Annotated in this window: 18 protein-coding genes and 1 pseudogene; 10 read left to right on the top strand and 9 right to left on the bottom strand. The window is 73.4% G+C overall.

The annotated features are described in order from the left end of the window. Window positions 1–123: 123 nt before the first annotated feature. The gene (locus tag BZY54_RS36915; RefSeq protein ID WP_086729674.1) at window positions 124–936 is read right to left on the bottom strand and encodes an SAM-dependent methyltransferase; all 813 of its coding nucleotides are present in this window, start codon (window positions 934–936) and stop codon (window positions 124–126) included. A 319-nt stretch (window positions 937–1255) separates the two neighbouring features. Between BZY54_RS36915 and BZY54_RS36910 the strand changes: the two genes are divergently transcribed. Continuing rightward, a complete protein-coding gene (locus BZY54_RS36910; RefSeq protein WP_086729673.1) occupies window positions 1256–2149 on the top strand; it encodes a Cof-type HAD-IIB family hydrolase in 894 nt (297 codons plus the stop codon). A gap of 51 nt (window positions 2150–2200) precedes the next feature. Here the strand turns inward: BZY54_RS36910 and BZY54_RS36905 are convergent, their stop codons facing one another. The 4 genes from BZY54_RS36905 to BZY54_RS36890 form a co-directional block, all read right to left on the bottom strand. Continuing rightward, window positions 2201–2860, bottom strand: coding sequence for an HhH-GDP family DNA glycosylase (locus BZY54_RS36905; RefSeq protein WP_086729672.1), 660 nt, complete (start codon window positions 2858–2860; stop codon window positions 2201–2203). Next, on the bottom strand, window positions 2857–3204 hold the full coding sequence (locus tag BZY54_RS36900) for a DUF3140 domain-containing protein (protein ID WP_086729671.1): 348 nt from the start codon (window positions 3202–3204) through the stop codon (window positions 2857–2859). The genes BZY54_RS36905 and BZY54_RS36900 overlap by 4 nt, the downstream gene beginning before the upstream one ends. 50 nt (window positions 3205–3254) lie before the next feature. Then, entirely contained in the window at window positions 3255–3737 is a 483-nt protein-coding gene (locus tag BZY54_RS36895; RefSeq protein WP_086729670.1) for a Dps family protein, read from the bottom strand. Between the two features lie 152 nt (window positions 3738–3889). Further along, entirely contained in the window at window positions 3890–4735 is an 846-nt protein-coding gene (locus BZY54_RS36890) for an alpha/beta hydrolase (RefSeq protein ID WP_086729669.1), read from the bottom strand. Window positions 4736–4867: 132 nt separating this feature from the next. On the opposite strand from BZY54_RS36890, the gene BZY54_RS36885 reads away from it, so the two are divergent. Continuing rightward, on the top strand, window positions 4868–6055 hold the full coding sequence (locus tag BZY54_RS36885) for a thiolase family protein (protein WP_086729668.1): 1188 nt from the start codon (window positions 4868–4870) through the stop codon (window positions 6053–6055). Window positions 6056–6211: 156 nt separating this feature from the next. Further along, window positions 6212–7723 (top strand): long-chain-fatty-acid--CoA ligase, encoded by a 1512-nt coding sequence (locus tag BZY54_RS36880; protein ID WP_086729667.1) that lies wholly within the window; start codon window positions 6212–6214, stop codon window positions 7721–7723. Window positions 7724–8390: 667 nt separating this feature from the next. On the opposite strand, the gene BZY54_RS36870 is transcribed toward BZY54_RS36880, so the two are convergent. Continuing rightward, complete coding sequence (locus BZY54_RS36870) at window positions 8391–9107, bottom strand: class I SAM-dependent methyltransferase (protein ID WP_086729666.1); 717 nt, start codon at window positions 9105–9107, stop codon at window positions 8391–8393. 53 nt (window positions 9108–9160) lie between these two features. Further along, window positions 9161–9676: a hypothetical protein gene (locus tag BZY54_RS36865; RefSeq protein WP_086729665.1), complete on the bottom strand. Its 516-nt coding sequence runs from the start codon at window positions 9674–9676 to the stop codon at window positions 9161–9163. A gap of 135 nt (window positions 9677–9811) precedes the next feature. On the opposite strand from BZY54_RS36865, the gene BZY54_RS36860 reads away from it, so the two are divergent. The 4 genes and pseudogenes from BZY54_RS36860 to BZY54_RS36845 all read left to right on the top strand — a co-directional run bounded on the left by BZY54_RS36860 (window position 9812) and on the right by BZY54_RS36845 (window position 13624). After that, a complete protein-coding gene (locus tag BZY54_RS36860) occupies window positions 9812–11086 on the top strand; it encodes a sensor histidine kinase (RefSeq protein WP_086729664.1) in 1275 nt (424 codons plus the stop codon). Next, on the top strand, window positions 11074–11724 hold the full coding sequence (locus BZY54_RS36855) for a response regulator transcription factor (protein ID WP_086729663.1): 651 nt from the start codon (window positions 11074–11076) through the stop codon (window positions 11722–11724). Before BZY54_RS36860 ends, BZY54_RS36855 begins: the two co-directional genes overlap by 13 nt. Window positions 11725–11954: 230 nt before the next feature. Beyond that, a pseudogene (locus BZY54_RS36850) lies at window positions 11955–12770 on the top strand (IS5 family transposase). Window positions 12771–12850: 80 nt separating this feature from the next. Further along, window positions 12851–13624, top strand: a complete 774-nt coding sequence (locus tag BZY54_RS36845) for a sulfite exporter TauE/SafE family protein (RefSeq protein WP_086729662.1) — start codon at window positions 12851–12853, stop codon at window positions 13622–13624. Between the two features lie 57 nt (window positions 13625–13681). On the opposite strand, the gene BZY54_RS36840 is transcribed toward BZY54_RS36845, so the two are convergent. Continuing rightward, window positions 13682–13885: a hypothetical protein gene (locus BZY54_RS36840; protein WP_086729661.1), complete on the bottom strand. Its 204-nt coding sequence runs from the start codon at window positions 13883–13885 to the stop codon at window positions 13682–13684. Window positions 13886–14085: 200 nt separating this feature from the next. Here BZY54_RS36840 and BZY54_RS36835 point away from each other — a divergent pair, with 200 nt between their 5' ends. After that, window positions 14086–15195, top strand: a complete 1110-nt coding sequence (locus BZY54_RS36835; RefSeq protein ID WP_086729660.1) for a serine/threonine-protein kinase — start codon at window positions 14086–14088, stop codon at window positions 15193–15195. Window positions 15196–15221: 26 nt separating this feature from the next. Beyond that, complete coding sequence (locus BZY54_RS36830) at window positions 15222–15725, top strand: RpiB/LacA/LacB family sugar-phosphate isomerase (RefSeq protein ID WP_086729659.1); 504 nt, start codon at window positions 15222–15224, stop codon at window positions 15723–15725. 37 nt (window positions 15726–15762) lie between these two features. On the opposite strand, the gene BZY54_RS36825 is transcribed toward BZY54_RS36830, so the two are convergent. Continuing rightward, window positions 15763–16839 (bottom strand): MGDG synthase family glycosyltransferase, encoded by a 1077-nt coding sequence (locus BZY54_RS36825; protein WP_086729675.1) that lies wholly within the window; start codon window positions 16837–16839, stop codon window positions 15763–15765. 296 nt (window positions 16840–17135) lie between these two features. Between BZY54_RS36825 and BZY54_RS36820 the strand changes: the two genes are divergently transcribed. Beyond that, on the top strand, window positions 17136–17699 hold a 564-nt coding region (locus BZY54_RS36820; protein WP_086729658.1), incomplete at its 3' end, for an SDR family NAD(P)-dependent oxidoreductase.

Genomic DNA, 17699 nt, shown 5'->3' with positions numbered 1-17699 from the left:
CCGGCCAGCTCGCCGGCGAGCGCGGTGGCCCGTTCGACGTCACCGGGACGCCCGCCGGGGACGGGGTCGGCAAGGGGAGTCATGCGTCCTCCTCGGGGCTCGGGCGCGGTGGGCGGCCCTGCGTCAGGGTTTCACGGCCACCGCGCCGAACTGCGGCACCGCGGCGGGCGTGCCCGTGTCGGGCCGCCACCGCGAGCACGGCACCAGGCCCGGCTCCACCAGGTCCAGGCCCTCGAAGAAGGCGGCGACCTCGGCGCGCGGTCGGGCGGTGATCGGGGGAGTGGCGTTCTCGTTCCAGAACTCCATGGCCGCCACGTTGCCCTCGCCGCCGAGGTCGGCGTCGACGGTGGGGTGGGTCAGGGCCAGGCAGCTGCCGGAGGGGAGTGCGGCCATCACACGGCGGACGATGTCCCGCGCCGCGTCGGTGTCCAGGACGAAGTTCAGGATGCCGAGCATCATCACCGCCACCGGCCGACCGAGGTCCAGGGTGGCGGAGGCGCGCTCCACGATGGCGTCCGGGTCGTGCGCGTCGGCGTCGATGTAGGCGGTGACGCCCTCGGGGGTGCTGGTGAGCAGGGTGCGGGCGTGGACGAGGACCGCCGGGTCGTTGTCGACGTACACGATCCGGGACTCGGGGGCGATCCGCTGGGCGATCTCGTGGGTGTTGTCGGCCGTCGGCAGCCCGGTGCCGATGTCGAGGAACTGCCGCACGCCGCGCTCGGCGGTCAGGAAGCGGACCGCCCGCCCGAGGAACGCGCGGTCCGCGCGGGCCACCTCCCGGATCACCGGGAACAGGCCCGCCACATGCTCACCGACCTGCCGGTCGACGTCGTGGTGGTCCGTGCCGCCGAGCCAGAAGTTCCACACGCGCGCGTTGTGCGCCACATCGGTGTCCGGCCTCGGCGGCCCGTCCGGCGGGGTGTGGCCGTCGCTCACGTCTGCGCTCCCGGTCCGTCTCGTGACGCGTTTCGTGGTCGGTTCGTGCCGTCGCCGCCATTGTGCCGCCCGAAGATCACCGTGTCCCGGGAATCGGCGGACCCGATGCCGCGGGGCCCTCGCGATCGGCCGCGGGTGCGCGGGAGAGCGTTCGTCCGCAGGCCGGAGGGGGGTGTCTGGCCGGGAGGCCGGGGAAGAGCGTTTGCCCGAAAGCCGCCGGACGTGTTTGCCTCGGGACCGGCGCGGAGCCGTCACCGCGGCGCCGACGCACCACCGCCCGCCCCGGCGCGCCCGTCGCGCCCACCACAGAGACCCGGACATGCCCAGCACTCCCTCGCCCCTGCTGACCACCCCCGCGGCTGATGCCGAAACGAGCCTGGAGGCGCCCGCCGCTCCCGTCGACATACGGCTGGTCGTCACCGACATGGACGGCACGCTCCTCGACGACGCCCACCGGATCCCGGCGGGCCTGTGGCCCGTGCTGGAAGAGCTGCGCCGCCGCGGGGTGCTGTTCAGCCCGGCGAGCGGTCGGCAGTACGCCACGCTGGCCGAGCAGTTCGCCGGCGCGGAGGAGGGCATGGTCTTCATCGCCGAGAACGGCACCTACGTCGTCCGCGACGGCGAGGAGCTCAGCTCGGACCCGCTGGAGACGGCCGTCGCGGTGCGCCTCGTCGAGGCCGTGCGCGATCTCACGGCCGGCGGTGCGGACGTGGGCGCCGTCGTCTGCGGCAAGCGGTCCGCCTACGTGGAGCGGACCGACGAGGCCTTCCTCGCCGAGGTCCGCAAGTACTACGTCCGGCACCGGATCGTGCCGGACGTGGCCGCCGTCGACGACGACGTGATCAAGGTGGCTCTTTTCGACTTCGGGTCGGCCGAGCGGACCACCGCCCCGGCCCTGGCGTCGTTCGCCGCCACCCACAAGGTGGTCGTCTCCGGCGAGCACTGGGTCGACATCATGAACCGCACCGCCGACAAGGGCGCCGCCGTGCGCCGCCTCCAGCGGGACCTGGGCATCACCCCCGCACAGACCCTGGTGTTCGGCGACTACCTCAACGACCTGGAGATGCTGGACGCCGCCGAGTGGTCGTTCGCCATGGCCAACGCCCATCCGGAGGTCGTCCGCCGGGCGCGGCACCTGGCCCCGTCCAACAACGACAACGGCGTGCTGCGCACCGTCGCCCGGCTGCTCCACCTGCCCGAGCCGCCCGCGTGACCGCGAAGGGCCTCCCATGAGCGGACGAGTCGCCGCCCCTGACGTGACGGGTCAGGTGACGGAGTCGGCCACCTTCTTGTCCAGCGCGGCCCGCACCAGCGCCGCCGCCACGTTGGCCGGGTCCGTGTTCCCGGCCAGCGAGACGAGCCGGTCGGGGTCCCTGGGCAGACCGAGGCGTTCCGCGCCCGACAGCGTCTTGGCGTCCAGATAGGGGGCCACCTCGGGCCAGACGTGCTGGACCTCGCGCAGGAAGATGTCTGCGCCGGCCGGGCCCAGGCCGGGCACCTCCTGAAGCAGCTCGCGCAGCGTGGGGACGTCGCCGTCCGCCTCCCGGCGCAGGCGGCGCAGGTCGCCGCCCCAGCGTTCGGCCACCAGCTCGGCGCCGTCCCCGAGCTGGGTGGCGGTGCGCTCGTCGTAGCGCCGGTAGCCGCCGCGGCCGAGCGCGTCCACGCGGTCCTGCCACTGCGACCCGGCCATGCGGCGCGCGTCGCGCAGTCCCGCGTCGTACAGCTCCCGGGCCGAGGCGACGGCCACCGAGCCGCGGATCCTGGCGCTGAGCAGCACGGACAGGACCAGCAACTGGTACAGCGGCTGCGGGGTGTCCTTCAGGGTGATGCCGGCCTCCTCGGCGAACGTCTCGCCGTGGGCCTCGATCAGCTCCTCCAGCACCCGGGCGTCCCGGGAGCCGCCGGAGTCACGGGCTGCGGTCACCGGGCCGCCTTCAGCGGATCGTGGCCGAGGGTCATGAGCCGGTGCCGGCGGTCGGTCCCCTCGGCGCTCTCCGGCTCGGGCTCGTTCGCCGGGTCCACCTGCGACGTGACGAGATCCACGACCTCGCGCATCACGCGGAGGTCGTCCTCGGTCAGGTCCATGCGCCGCTTCTGCAGGATCGCGAGCACGTGCTGCCCGATCGGCGCGCCCGCCTCGTCGGGCAGGGGCTCGGTCTGCTCGCCGGCGTCCTGGACCCGCAGCCAGGCCGCCAGTTCCTGCGAGGTCATGTTCACCACGCGGTGGAACTCGTCCCACACCGCGTCGTCTTCGATGGCGTCACTCATCGGGTGACCCTTTCGCTCGTGGTGCGCGCAAAGCGCCCGCGCACCGCCGGTCAGTCCTCCCGGGAGACGTGCTCGGCGGCGAACATCCAGCGCTGCTTCTCCAGCTCCGCGGTGATGGTGATCAGCAGGTCCTGGGTGACCGGGTCGGGGCCGGCGGTCGCCTCGATGCGTTCGCGCAGCCGTGCGATGGCGGCCTCGAGGGACTCGACCATGACCGCGACGACATCGGTGTCGCGCACCCAGCCGTCCTTCGGACCGGGCAGTGTGAAGGCCGAGGCGATCGTCTCCGGGCGGCCGTCCGGAGGCAGGCCGAGGGCCGCGGCGCGTTCCGCGACGGTGTCGGAGAACGTGCGGGCCGCCGCCACCACTTCGTCGAGTTGCAGGTGGATGGAGCGGAACCGCGGTCCCACGAGGTTCCAGTGCGCCTGCTTTCCGGTCAGCGAGAGCCCGAGAAGATCCACGAGCGTGCTCTGCAGCGCTTCCCCGGTCACCTGGCGGGCCGAATCGGGGATCGTGCTCTTCACGACAGACATACGGTGGTTCTCCTTGTGGAGGTCGTCTTCGGCGGTATCGGGCGGGTGCCCCTGGCGTACCGCTGCAAACAACGGCGGCCCGCCGGGGCAGGCCGCCGCACGACCGGCCCGACGTGCGAACGGCGCGGCCAGGACGTCTTCCGGGAGCCCCCTCAGACGGCGAGGACCCGGTCCAGGAAACCCGTCACGTCCGCGAACACCTCGGCCCGGTTGGTCTCCAGGAGCACCTCGTGCCGGGCACCCGGATAGATCCGCTCGGTCAGGTCGCCGCCGCGTCCACGCGCACCCCGGTCACCGGCGGCTCCGCCGGTGAGCCGTTCGACGCCGATCCGGCTCCCGGCGAGCGGGACCAGCCGGTCGTCGTCGCCGTGCAGCCACAGCACGGGGAGCCGGCCGACGTCGCCGCCCTCGGCGACGGTCTCCAGGGTCCGTGCGAACGCCTCCACCGTGGGGCGCTTCATGGGCCCGTGCCACACCAGCGGGTCCGCCGCGTAGGACGCGCCGACCGCCGGGTCGCGGGAGAGCGCGGCCGGGCTGATCGGCGTGTCGGGGATCTCGTCGAGGGCGAGCAGCCGCCCGGGCAGCTCCCAGGCGCCGATGACCGGGCCGGACAGCACGAGCGCGGTGAGCTCGTCGCCGTACCGCTGCGCGTAGCGGGCGGAGATCAGGCCGCCCATGGAGTGGCCGACGAGCACGAGCGGCAGCCCCGGGTGCGCGGCCCGGGCGAGGTCCGCGGCCGCGTGCACGTCGGTCACCACGTCCTCGAAGTCCGCGACGACCACACGCTCGCCGGCCGATCTCCCGTGGCCGACGTGGTCGGGTGCGTACACGGCCGCGCCGTGCTCCCCGAGCACGCCCGCCACCTCCTCGTACCGCCCGGCGTGCTCGCCGTACCCGTGGACGAGGAGGGCGACGTAGCGCGGGTGCGGATGCGGCCACTCGTGGACGGCGAGCGTGCCCCGCGTTCCGGCCAGGACGTGCTCGCGGGCGTCGGACATGTTTCCTCCAGCAGCGTCGGCGGGGTCCGCAGGGGGATCTTCCCAGGGGGCCGGTAAGAGGTCTATAGTCCAAAACTAGCAGTGCTAATTAATGGCCGGTGTGAGGCCGTGAGCCGTCTGAGGAGTCCTGTCGTGCGCCCCGTCCACTTCGCGGCCGCCCGCCGCACACCGATCGGCAAGCTGCGTGGTGCCCTGTCCTCCGTGCGCCCGGACGACCTGGCCGCGACCGTGATCCGCGCCCTGGTCGCCGACGTGCCCGCGCTCGATGCCGCCCGCATCGACGACGTCTACTGGGGCGCCGCCAACCAGGCGGGCGAGGACAACCGCAACGTCGCCCGCATGGCCGCGCTGCTCGCCGGACTCCCCGAGTCCGTGCCCGGCGCCACGGTCAACCGGCTGTGCGCCTCCGGCCTGGAGGCGGTCACCGCCGCCGCCCGCACCATCGCCGCGGGCGAGGCCGACGTCGTACTGGCCGGCGGCTCCGAGTCGATGAGCCGCGCCCCCTTCGTGCTGCCCCGCCCCGACGAGGCGCTGCCGCACCGCATCGAGACCCACGACACGCGGCTCGGCTGGCGCCTGGTCAACCCGGCCATGAAGGACCTGCACGGCCTGCTGTCCATGGGCGAGACCGCCGAGGAGGTGGCCGCGCGGTACGGCATCGCACGCGAACGCCAGGACGAGTTCGCGCTGCGCAGCCACCGGCTGGCCGCCCAGGCCCGCAAGGACGGCCACTTCGACCACGAACTCCTGTCCGTGGAGCGCCCCGACCAAGTGGTCGTCGACAGCGACGAGTGCATCCGCGAGGACACCTCCTACGACAAGCTGGCCCGCCTGAAGCCCGTCTTCCGCCCGGGCGGCACGGTCACGGCGGGCAACGCCTCCCCGATGAACGACGGCGCCGCCGGTCTGCTCCTGGTCAGCGAGGAGGCACTGAACGACCTGGGCCTGGAGTCCCTGGGCCGCTACGTCGCCGGGGCCTCCGCGGGCGTCCACCCCGACGTCATGGGCATCGGGCCCGTCCCCGCCACCCGCAAGGCGCTCGCCCGCGCCGGCTGGAGCGTCGGCGACATCCAGGAGGCCGAGTTCAACGAGGCGTTCGCGGCCCAGGCCCTCGCCTGCGTGGACCAGCTCGGCATCGACGAGGACCTGGTCAACCCGAGCGGCGGCGCCATCGCCCTCGGCCATCCGCTCGGCTGCTCCGGCGCCCGCATCCTCACCACCCTGCTGCACCGCATGCGCCGCAACGGCGCGGCGCGCGGCCTCGCCACGATGTGCGTGGGCGTGGGGCAGGGCACCGCCGTACTGGTCGAACGGCACTAGGGTCTTTCGTTCGGATCAGGCGCGAGCCCGGCATGATCCGAACGAAAGGCCCTGGCCGCACGGGCCGCACCGCCCGTCCACGTCAACGGGGGCGCCCCACAAGGACATTCGTACCCCGAGCCGCAACGCAGCCGCACCAGAAGGAAGTACCCCTCCATGGCAAGCCTCTCCGTCGCCGCGATCCTCGCCGAGAACGCCCGGCGCCGCCCCGACAAGACCGCCCTCGTCGAAGGAGACCTGCGGCTCACCTTCGCCCAGGTGTGGCAGCGGGCCCGCGCACAGGCCGGGGCGCTCGTCGGGCTCGGCGTCCGGCCGGGGGACCGGGTGGCGCTGATGGCGCCCAACACGGCCGAGTTCCCGCAGGCGTACTACGCGATCGCCGCCGCCGGCGCGGTCGTCGTGCCCGTGCACCTGCTGCTGTCGGCGGCGGAGGTCGAGCACGTCCTGAAGGACAGCGGCGCCACCCTGCTGCTGTGCCACCCGGCGCAGGCGGAGACGGGCGGCGCCGCGGCCCGCCGCGTCGGCGTCGACGTCGTCACCCTGGGCGCCGAACTGGAGAAGCTCGCGGCCGACGCCGAGCCGCTGCCGTCGTACGTCACCCGCGCCGCCGACGACCCGGCCGTCGTCTTCTACACCAGCGGCACCACCGGCGTCCCCAAGGGTGCCGTGCTCAGCCACTTCAACCTGGTGATGAACGCGACCGTGAACGCCTTCGACGCCAACGACATCCGCCCCGACGACATCGCGCTCGGCGCGCTGCCGCTCTTCCACGCCTTCGGCCAGACCGTGTCGCTGAACTCCACCTGGCGCGCCGGGGCGACGCTCGTGCTGCTGCCGCGCTTCGACGCGGCGCGGGCCATCGAGCTGATGGTGAAGGAGGGCGTGAACACCTTCCACGGCGTGCCGACGATGTTCGTCTCACTCGCGGCCGCGGCGGCCGACGCCGACGTGCTGCCCGACCTGCGGGTGTGCATCTCCGGCGGCGCCTCGCTGCCGGTCGCGGTGCTGGAACGGTTCGAGGCGGCGTTCGGGGCGAAGATCTACGAGGGCTACGGGCTGTCGGAGACCTCCCCGGCGGCGGCCGTCAACCAGCCGGTGTTCGGCGCGAAACCCGGCACCATCGGCCACCCGCTGTGGGGCGTCGAGGTGGAGATCGCCCGCGCCGAGGTCGAGGAGCACGTCGAGCTGCTGCCGCCCGGCGAGCTGGGCGAGGTCGTCGTCCGCGGCCACAACGTCTTCTCCGGCTACCTCGGCCGTCCCGAGGCGACCGCCGAGGCACTCGTCGACGGCTGGTTCCGCACCGGCGACCTCGGCACCAAGGACGACGAGGGGTTCCTGCGGATCGTCGACCGCAAGAAGGACGTCATCATCCGCGGCGGCTACAACGTCTACCCGCGCGAGGTCGAGGAGGTGCTGCTGCGTCACCCCGGCATCGCCCAGGTCGCCGTCATCGGCCTGCCGGACGAGCTCCACGGCGAGGAGGTGTGCGCCGTCGTCGTCCCCGCGCCGGGCGCGCGCCCGGACCCGGCCGAGGTCACCGCCTGGTCCAAGGAGCGTCTGGGCCGCCACAAGTACCCGCGGCGCGTGGAGTTGACGGACGAGCTGCCGCTGGGGCCGAGCATGAAGGTGCTCAAGCGGGAGCTACGGTCGCGGTACGCCGGAGCCTGACACGCGTGAGGGGTGCGGAGTGAGACCGTACCTCGAGGGCCACGGAGCGGGACGGTGCCGCTAGGCCCTGTCGGTGGTCTTCCAGCTCATGCCGCAGGAACTCACCGATCTCCGCCTGGTCGGCGCCCCCCCCGGAGCCGCTGAAGGAGAGGGACGAGCATGCAGTCGTACTCGTCCTGCACCGCGTCAGCGACGCCGATCGGATCCCACCCATTGAGCAGATGCCGCAGGCCGTTCTCGGTGACGTCGGTCCCAGGTCGCATCGCTCCAGGGTGCCACCCCAGAACCGCCGTCATCACTCACCCCGCCTTGACCCGGAAGAAACCGCCTACACCAGCTCCGCTCACCTGTGGCTGGGTAGCACCGCCGAAAACCGCGCGGAATGGGCCAGTCGGCACTGCACCACCACAGGCCCGCTCGCAGAAATCCGCGGGGCTGCTGGACGCACCGCCTTATCGCCGCCGCCCGGGCTTGCTGCCGGAGAGGACCCAGCACGATCGGAGACCGGAATCACGCAGCAGAAGCCGCAGGACTCCCCTCTCACCTTGCGGGGGCGCCGCGGTTTTCGTAGCTGGCCGCGGTTGGGGCGGAGCCTCCTCGCCTCCTGGAGCGGCCTACCGCGCGCCCGGTTGTTCAGCTCGGTGATCGCGGTCCCTGCGTGCGGTGCTCACGCTTGCCCGTCGTTGGTGTCCCGGTCGCTGTGGGCGAGGCGCTCGCTCTGGTGGCCTGGCGCGTCGGCTCTGCAGGGTCGGAAGCGGGCGAGGTATGCCGGGCTTGGGCCGCGGCGCTCGGTCAGGTGGAGGCCGGCGGCGTCGGCGAGCCGGTGCAGCCGGCCGAAGGGGATCCAGTGCCGGTCGAAGAACTCGCCGATCACCAGCCGCCCGCCTGGTGCCAGCACCCGTGCCGCCTCGCGCAGTACCCGATCCGGCTCGGGGATCTCGCCGAGCGCGGTCACGGCGTATACGGCGTCGAATGTCCCGTCGGCGTAGGGCAGTTCACGTGCGTCCGAGCGGGTGGGCCTGATCGTCGCCAGGCCGTCGCGCTCGGCGCGGCACATCACGTGGTCGAGCATCTCCTGCTGGATGTCGAGCACATCGAGCCGTCCCTCCGGCCCGAGCTGCGGGGCGACGTGCAGCGACTGCAGGCCCGTCCCCGGGCCGATCTCCAGGATCCGCTCCCCCGGCCGCGGTTGCAGTACGGCGTCCATCCGGTCGGCTGTCAGGAACGGCAACGGCACGTCGAGGAGGCCGCGTTGGGCGTACGGATAGGGCGCCGTGTCGCCCAGCCACCAGGCGGCGGCCAACGCGGCGCCCGCGCCGGCGGCGACCGCCCAGCGGGTCCGGGCCGGGATCGGGGCGACGGGGGCGGTGGTGACGCGGTGCATGGTGTTCTCCGGTGGATCGATTCGGTCCGTGGTACGTGGTCGGGCGGTCGGCGTCACGCGGGCCGGCTCAGCGTCCGCAGCGCCAGCCGGCCGCACAGCGCGGCGAGCGGCAGCTCGGCGCCGAGCGCCATGGCGACCGCGGTGGCGAAGTCGCCGCCCGGGGCCGCGGTCGTGGTGTCGAACCAGGCGTCCACCACAAGCAGCGTCGCGGTCGCGGCGGCTGCCAGGGCGTGCCGCCGGTCGCCGCGGGCGGCGAGGAGGCCGGTGGCGATCAGGCCGAGCGCCTCCAGCGCGTCGAGCCCGACCCAGGCGACCGGCCAGTGCGCCGCGGTCGCGGTGGCCGGCAGGCCGGTGGCCAGCACGTACAGCCACGGCAGCAGGGCGAGCCCGCAGGCGACCAGCAGCCACCCGGCCCGCCGCATGCCCCGCGCCGGGCGCGGCTCCTCCGCATCTTCGTGGAGCGGGATGACCTCGGCGTGGTCGAAGCCCTCGGCACCGGCCACTTCCTCATCGCACAACACCAGTTGACGCATCGTCTTCCCCCGCTCCCCGCCGGCTCTCCCCTTCACGTGCTCCACCCTCCGCCGCACACCAGGGCGCCGTCAGTCACGCAGGGTTCCGACCCGGGGTGGAGATAAGTGCACCCCCGAACCGGGCGGGAGCGTCATGGCACGGGGATGGCCTGCGGCTTTACCGTTTGACGCATGCAACTCACGACGTGGCTGCAGCTGGTGCTGGGCCGGCCGTTCCGCAGGGCGGGACACCGGACCGCGCTCGTCGCCGCCGGCCTGGCGCTCCACCTCGCCGTGGTGCCACTGTGGCTCTGGCTGCTCGGCACGATGGCGGCGTTGGTGCGCGCGCCCGGCGCGGTGGCCGTGACTCCGCTGCCCGTGCTGCTCACGCTCGTGGTGACACCCCTGCTGACCGTCGGGCAGCGGCGGCGCTACCGGGCGCTCGTCGGCAAGGACCTCCCGCGCCCCGCCGTACCCGGGCCCGGACGCAACTGGAAGTCGGCGGTGCGCCGGCTGACCGGCCGGGCCTTGTGGCGGCAGGTCTGCTACCACGCCGTGGCGGGTCCGCTGCTCGCCGTCCTGGACCTCGCCGTCCTCGCCGTCTGGGCCGCCGCTCTCGTGGCCGCCTCCATCTACGTGTGGATCTGGGCGCTGCCCCCGCAGTGGCGGGTCACCGACCTCGGGTACACCACGCAGGCCGCGTACATCACCGCCGGCGGCCTCGCCCTGCTGTTCCTCGGGCCCCGGCTGACCGGCGCTCTGGTGCGGCTGGAGACCCGGGCGGCCGAGGTCCTGCTCGGCCCCAGCCGCGCGGAGAAGCTGGCCCGCCGGGTCGCCGACCTCGCCGAGAGCCGGGCCGGTGTGCTCGACGCCGCCGACGCCGAGCGGCGGCGGATCGAGCGCGACCTGCACGACGGCGTACAGCAGCGCCTCGTCTCACTCGCCGTCAACCTGGGCCTGGCCAGGGCCACCCTCGGCGACCTGCCGGAGGACGCCCGCAAGGTGATCGACGAGGCGCACCGCGAGGCGAAGGAGGCGATCGCCGAGCTGAACAACCTGGTGCGCGGCCTGCATCCGGCCGTCCTTGAGGACCGCGGCCTCGACGCCGCGCTGTCCGGGGTCGCCGCCCGCCTCCCGATCCCGGTGCGCGTGGCGGTGGACCTGCCGCAGCGCCCCTCGCCCACGGTCGAGGCCGTCGCGTACTTCGTGGTCTCCGAAGCCCTGACGAACGTGGTCAAACACGCCCAGGCGACCCGGGCGGACGTGACCGTGGAGCGGATCGGGGAGACACTGCTGGTGGTCGTCGCGGACGACGGAGCGGGCGGCGCGGATCTCGCGGCCGCCGGCGGTGGCACCGGGCTCGCCGGGCTCGCCAAGCGCGTCGCGTCCGTCGACGGCACGCTCTCCTGCCGCAGCCCCGCCGGGGGCCCGACCGTCATCACCGTGGAGCTGCCGTGCGCGCCGTGATCGCCGAGGATTCCCTCTTGCTGCGCATCGGCGTGGTCAAGGTGCTGGAGGCGGCCGGCTTCGAGGTGTGCGCGCAGGTCGCCGACGCAGAAGGGCTGCTGGCGGCCGTCGAGGAGCACCGGCCCGACATCGCCGTGGTCGACGTGCGCATGCCGCCCGGCTTCACCGACGAGGGAGTGCGCGCCGCGCTGGTGATCCGCCGCCAGTACCCGCGTACCGCCGTGCTCCTGCTGTCGCAGTACGTGGAGGAGCGGTACGCCGCCGATCTGCTCGCCGCCAACACCTCGGGCGTCGGCTATCTGCTCAAGCAACGGGTCGCCGACGTCGAGGAGTTCGCCGAGGCGGTACGCCGGGTGGCGGCCGGCGGCACCGCGCTCGACCCGCAGGTCGTCGCGCAGCTGCTGGTGCGCCGGCACAGCGATCCGCTCGACCGGCTGACACCGCGCGAGCGGGAGGTGCTGGAGCTGATGGCGGGCGGCCGGTCCAACTCCGGCGTCGCCGCCGAGCTGGTCGTGAGCGAGAGCGCGGTCGCCAAGCACATCAACAGCATCTTCACCAAGCTCGACCTGCCCAAGGCCGACGCCGACCACCGCCGTGTCCTGGCGGTGCTGCGCTTCCTGGGCGTTGCGACCGCATAGTGCGCGATCACGCCCGCATGGCCAGTCGACAACGGTGCTGAGCAGCACTTAGTGGGGAATGCGGCGCCTTCGGACAGGTGCTCTCCACCAGGTTTTGCCGCGCTGGGTGCCGAAGGCGGTGGCCGTCGTGCGCAGGGCCATGGCATGGGTGGGGGCTGGTCATCACTGGTGTCCTCGCAGTCTTCGGGGTTTGTCCTGGTGTGCCGTTGACTGACGCGTAGTGGGCGCGGATCGAGCCGTTGCTTCCGGACCGGACACCGAAGCGGGGTGGCCGGTGGCGGGACCACCGAGAGGTGATCGACGCCATCGCCTGGAAGTTTCAGACCGGCGCACAGTGGGTGCAGCTGCCGGAGAAGTACGGCAACTGGCGGGGGGTCTACAACCGGCTGCGGATGTGGTCCGCCGATGGCACATGGGAGCGGGTGTTCACCGCGCTTGTGGCACAGGCCGACGCCGACGAGGAGCTGAACCGGGTCGTCTCGGTGGACTCCACGATCGTGCGAGCCCATCAGCACGCGGCCGGAGCCCGCAAAAAGGGGCCTCGGCCGACGAGCCGTACGACCACGCCATCGGCCGGTCCCGTGGCGGACTGACCACGAAGATCCATCTCGCGGCCGATGGCAACTGCCGGCCCCTGGCCTTCCATCTCACCGCCGGACAGGCCGGTGACGCGCCTGCCTTCGCTGACGTGATGGCGCGGCTGCGTGTTCCCCGACGGCGTGGACGGCCCCGGACCCGGCCAGCGGCAGTCCTCGCAGACAAGGGCGTATTCGTCGCGGGCCATCCGTGAGCACCTCAGGCGGCGCGGCATCCGGGCGGTCATCCCCGTGCCGGCCGATCAACGCGGCCACCGTCTGCGACGCGGCAGCCGGGGTGGCAGGCCACCCGCCTTCGACCGCGAGGCCTACAAGCAACGCAACACGGTCGAACGCTGCATCAACCGCTTGAAACAGTGGCGAGGCATCGCCACCCGCTACGAGAAGACAGCAGCCATCTACCTGGCCGGACTCCACGTTGCGAGCATCTTCCTCTGGTCAGCCAGGTAATCCAAACGAAACCGCCTAGGGCCGACTGGCGAGACGGTGCTTACGGGCGGTGGTTGTCCGGACATAGCATCGGTGTCCGCATGGACACGATGACACTCTGGCACATATCCGGCTGGGACTTCGCGGCGCTCGCCTTCGCGGCCCTGCTGGTCGGCTTCTCAAAGACCGCCGTCAGCGGGGCCAACACGGTCAGCCTCGCGATCTTCGCGGCCGTGCTGCCCGCCCGCGCCTCCACCGGGGTGCTGCTGCCGGTTCTGATCACCGGGGACGTCCTCGCCGTCCTCACCTACCGGCGGCATGCCCACTGGCCCACCCTGTGGCGGCTGTTCCCCGCCGTCGCGGTCGGAGTGGTCGTCGGCACCCTGTTCCTGGTGTGGGCCGACGACGCCGTCGTACGGACCTCGATCGGCGCGATCCTGCTGCTGATGGCGGCCGTGACGCTGTGGCGCCGCCGGGCGGCCGACCGGGAGGTGGACCCTGACGCGGTCACCACCCGGGCCGGCCGCCTCAAGGCCCGTTCCTACGGTGTCCTCGGCGGCTTCACCACCATGGTCGCCAACGCGGGCGGCCCGGTGATGTCGATGTACCTGCTGTCGGCCGGCTTCCGCAAGCTCGGCTTCCTCGGGACGTCGGCCTTCTTCTTTCTCGTCGTCAACGTCTCCAAGGTGCCGTTCAGTGCGGGCCTCGGCCTGATCGACGGCCGCTCACTGTTCCTGGACGCGGCGCTCGCCGTGTTCGTGGTGCCCGGAGCGCTGTTCGGCAGGTGGGCCGTGCACCGGATCGACCAGCGGCTGTTCGAGCAGCTGGTGATCGCGGCGACGGTCGTGGGCGGTGTGCAGCTGCTGCTGCGTTAGGAACCGTCCGGCGGCGCGGAACCGACCGCGGGGCCGGCTGTGACCGCAGGGGCAGTCCTAACCGCAGGCGACGGGGGCGACGGGGGCGGCGGAGACGGCGGAGGCCGAGGCGGCCGCGCGTGCCAGTGCCGCCCGCAGGCGGTCGTAGCGTTGCACGTTCGTCCAGTCGTCGGCGCGTCGTCGGCGCCCCGTGCAGCAGCCCCAGAGGCTTGCCATGATCGCGGTTGCCAGCGGGATGAGCAGCCACGTCAGAGGGTCCAAGGTCGTCCTCCCTTTCCCGAGCGGATCAGTGGATAGGGAGACCATGACATACATGATCAGCTCTACATATTTGTACGTAGAGCGATTCACTGCTTTTCACCCGTAGGGGCGTGGATCGGTGCCGGTCGTCGGCGTGCCAAGTGATCGTTAAGATGGGCCGGTTGAGGGTGGGACTTTCGGGGAATGAGGGCGGTCTACGCGTGCTGGTGGCGGATCGGTACCGGCTGGACACGGTCATCGGACGCGGCGGGATGGGGGAGGTCTGGCGGGCCCTCGACGAGGTGCTCGGCCGTCCGGTCGCGGTCAAACTCCTGTTGAACGACGTGGCGGACGCCTCGGCCGAGGCGCGGTTCCGGCTGGAGGCGCAGACCTCCGCACGGCTGAACCATCCGCACGTCGTGGGGACGCTCGACTTCGGCACCTGGCAGGGACGCTGCTTCCTCGTCATGGAGTTGATCGAGGGCGACAGCCTCGCCGGGGAACTGGCAGTCGGCGGGCCGCTCGCACCGGACCGGCTGGCACAGGTGGCGCGGCAGGCGGCCGAGGGCCTCGCCGCCGCGCACGCGCAGGGCATCGTGCACCGGGACGTCAAACCCGGCAATCTGCTGAGCGACCGCCACGGCACGGTCCGCATCGGTGACTTCGGCATCGCGCGCTTCGTCGACGACCCGTCGGCCGGGCTCACCACGACCGGCCAGATCGTCGGCACCGGCCTGTACCTGGCGCCCGAACGCGCCATCGGCACCCCCGCGAGCCCGGCCTCCGACCTGTACTCGCTGGGCTGCGTGCTCTACCAACTGGCCGTGGGCCGCCCGCCCTTCGAGTCGGCGACCGCGACCGTGCTGCTGTACCAGCACGTCGACGCCCCGCCCGTACCGCCGCACCAGCGCGGCGCCGCGCTGCCGCCCGCCTTCGAGGCGTACCTGCTGGGCATGCTCGCCAAGCGGCCCGAGGAGAGGCCCACGGCCCGGCAGGCGGCGGACTGGTTCGGCAGCGGCGCCTGGCGCGGCGCCCCCGAACCGCTGCCACCGGAACAGCCGGGCACCGGCCACGCACCCCACGGGTTCGTCGCGCCGGCACACCACCGCGGCACCGTCCACGGTGTCCCGGACCATGCCGCCGATGGGCCGGCACCGGCCGCCGGGCCGGCCTCGGTACTGGACACCGGCTGGAACACCACCGTGCACCGCGTGCCCACGCGCCGACCCGGCCTGCGCGCGTCGCTGCGGCGCCACTCCCGCTCGGCCGCCGTCGCGGGCGGAGCGGTCCTGTTCGTCTCCGCCGTCCTCCTCGGCAGGAGCGTCTTCTAGCATCCGTGCGGCGTAGTCTGCCGAGCATGCGGATCTCCGTCTCCTCCGACATGGACGAACCCGTGGCCCGCGCCCTGGTCACGCGGCTGCGCGAACGCGGGCACGAGGTGGTCCCCCACGGCGCGCTGCGGCCCGGGGACGACCCGCAGTGGGCGGCGTGCTCGGAGGCCGCGGCCCGGGACGTCGCCGAGGGCCGGTCCGAGCAGGCGGTCGTGTGCTGCTGGACCGGCACGGGCGCGTCCATCGCCGCGAACAAGGTGCCCGGCGTACGGGCGGCCCTGTGCACCGACGCCTACACGGCGGACGGCGCGCGCCGCTGGAACGACGCCAACGTGCTGGCGCTCGGCCTGCGGCTGACCTCCGAACCCCTCCTGACCGAGATCCTCGACGCCTGGTTCGCGGCGGCGCCCAGCCAGGACGCCGAGGACCGGGAGAACGTCGCCCACGTCGGGCGGCTGGACTCCGGCAGGACGGTCGAGCCTAGGGGACAGGACGGTCGAGCCGTAAGGGACAGGACGGTCGGGTCGTAGGCGAGGGGCGGCAGTCGGCGCCCGGCTGGGGCTTCGGCTACGGCTGCGGCCTCGGGCCGGTGCTCGGCGACGCCCGCACGACCCACGACAGCGCGTCCTCCCGGAACAGCGCGCGCCCGGCCGCGATCCGCCGCTCGCGCTCGGCTCCCCCCTCCGTGAGCCGGGTCAGGGACAGCAGCAGGCCGGCCTCGTCCGGCGCGTGGTCGGACACCCCGAGGGCCGCCATGCGGCGGACCCCTTCCGCGCCGTGCCCGGGCAGCGGCCGGTATCCCACGACCGGCAGCCCGGCCGCGAGCGCCTGGACGGCCGTCTGCCCGGCCGCGTTGTCCACCAGGGCCGCACACGCCTGCAACAGCTCCGGCATGTCGCTCACCCATCCGGGGGTGAGGACGCCCGGCACGCCGGACAGGGCGTGCCGCAGCCGCTCGTTGCGCCCGCACAGCACCACCGGCAGGAAGCCGTTCGCGGCCAGCAGCCGCGCCGTGCCGGCCAGCTGCGCCCCGGCGCCCCAGGCCCCCGCCGAGACCAGCACGGCGGGCCGCCCCGGGCCGTGCCGCTCCAACCGCCGCCGCCATCCGGCCTCCCCCGTCCCGCCGGGGAAGAAGCCGGGAGCCACCACCGGCCCGGTCGCCTCCGCCGGCCGGCCCAGAGCCCGGCGCACCTCCGAGGCGGCCTCGTCCGTCACACACAGGTGCAGGTCGTTGCCCGGATGCAGCCACTGTCGGTGCACGGCGAAGTCGACGACGACCACCGCGCTGGGCACGCGCAGCACACCCCGGGCCCGCAGATGGCCGGTGAGCTGCGCCGCCAGATGGAAGACAGGCACCACGACATCGGCGCGCGTCTCGCGGACCAGACGCATCAGGCGGTCGCTCGCGAGCCGCGCCAGCGGCGTGCCGCTGGGCCGGGGGCGGGGGCCGGGCCGGAGGAAGAAGTCGTAGATTCCGGCGTAGACCCAGGGACAGTGCCGGACGGCGGTCTGGTAGAAGCCGCGCAGACCGGCTCCGACGCCGTACGGCAGCAGCGCGAGCACGTCCACGACGTGCGCCTCCCGGCCGGTGGCGCGGGCCCGGCGCGCCAGCTCGGCGGCCACCGTGTCATGGCCCGAGCCCATGCTCGCGCTGACGACGAGCAGGCGTTCGGCCCCGGGCGAGCGGTGCGGGCCGGGCCGGAGGGGCGCGTGCTCGCTCAGCGGGCCACGAGCGGCGGGCAGAGGTGGCGGCACGGGCATTTCGGACGACACTGGAAGTGAGTAACCCTCACTCACCGCAGTCAAACGAACGGGCACGCCCCCGCTCGTGCCGCGTTTCGGGCCCGGCCCCCGGGATACTTCACCCCGGCAGGACAAGGCCGGACCGCCGGGGGCCGCACCGGCGGCCTCCGGTTCCCGTCGACCAGAGGTGCGCGCCGATGTCCCAAGCCCCTTCCCGTCCTCGGTCCGGCCCCGGGACCCCCGTCGGGGCACCGGCGCCGCTCACCGCCGCGAGCCGGCGCGCCGCCGACGGCGCGCTGCCGGGCGGGGGCGCGCTGGTGACCGGCGCCTCGTCGGGGATCGGCGCGGCCGTGGCCCGGCGGCTCGCCGCCGAGGGCGGCTGGCGGCTGGTGCTGAACGGGCGGGACCGCGCGCGGCTCGAAGAGGTCGCCCGGGGCACCTCGGCCGTCGCCTATCCGGCGGACCTGTGCGGCCCGGGCGCCGAACGGCGGCTGGCCGAGTTCGCGCTGGACAGCGTCGGCCGGGTCGACCTGCTGGTGGCCGGTGCGGGCATCGGCTGGGCCGGGCCGTTCAGCACGATGCCGCAGCCCGCCATCGACGAGGTGTTCGACGTCAACGTGCTCGCCACCCTGCACCTGATCCGGCAACTGCTGCCGCACATGGTCGGGCAGGGCACCGGCCGGGTGGTCATCATCGGTTCCCTGGCGGGCACGGTCGGCGTTCGGGACGAGGCCGTCTACTCCGCGGCCAAGGCCGCGCTG

The sequence above is a fragment of the Streptomyces carpinensis genome, from assembly GCF_002154505.1.
Lineage (GTDB): Bacteria > Actinomycetota > Actinomycetes > Streptomycetales > Streptomycetaceae > Streptomyces > Streptomyces carpinensis.
Note: the sequence above shows the minus strand (reverse complement) of the source record. Positions and strands in the feature narration are given on the sequence as shown.